This window comes from Streptomyces fildesensis, from assembly GCF_016107395.1.
GTDB classification, from domain to species: domain Bacteria; phylum Actinomycetota; class Actinomycetes; order Streptomycetales; family Streptomycetaceae; genus Actinacidiphila; species Actinacidiphila fildesensis.
The window spans coordinates 1-709 of the sequence record NZ_JAAIKO010000148.1 but is presented as its reverse complement, the minus strand read 5'-3'; the positions used below and the strand labels follow the sequence as shown (position 1 = coordinate 709).

Genomic DNA, 709 nt, shown 5'->3' with positions numbered 1-709 from the left:
TCTCTGACGTCTGGCTGATGCTTATTATCAAATTTAGGGACTTCCCAAACCCTACGGTAGTTACAAAAACATAACAACATAGCTTCACGCATTGATCTTATGCTTACATAACGTGGCCTGGTCACAAACCAAACCGGATGCAGACCGCGGCAAACAAACCGGAAGGACTTACTCGGTGTTCTGGTCGGCAACTGCGCTCTCAGCGACTGGCGCCGGTTTCTCCACCGTCTCCTCCTCATCTTTCACCTCCGTCACCGGACCAGCGGCCGAATCGTCCACGTCCTCTGCACCGGTCGCTTCAGCTTCTTCGGAAATCGGCTCCTGATCCGTCTCCTCCCCGGTTTCTTTCACCGCAGGTTCAGCTTCCTCGACAGCTTCGCCCGATGCTTCTTCATCTGCGGCGATTTTCTCGTCCTGCTCGACAGATTTATCACCTAAGGAAGTAACTTCAACGGAAGCTGCTTCTCCCTTAGATTCGTCGACTGCCTGTTCTGTTACAGGCAGCGGCGATGTCTCTTCTGATCCTACTTGCGAAGCTACTTCTTCAACCTTCGCGATCACTCCTTCCTCATCTTTCTCTGTCAATGCAGGAGTCGCTGTCTGGACCTCAACAGCAGCCATTGATGCGCAAAAAAAAGCAGGAAACAACTGGTGGCGAGTATAAGTGAGAAGTGAGAAGGGCAGTCGGTGAGTTTGCTTTGGTACGAAG

1 pseudogene is annotated in these 709 nt (G+C 51.8%); it reads right to left on the bottom strand.

The annotated features are described in order from the left end of the window. Positions 1 to 168 precede the first annotated feature (168 nt). Positions 169 to 709 (bottom strand): annotated as a pseudogene (locus tag C6N31_RS42320) (hypothetical protein); the annotation flags it as partial.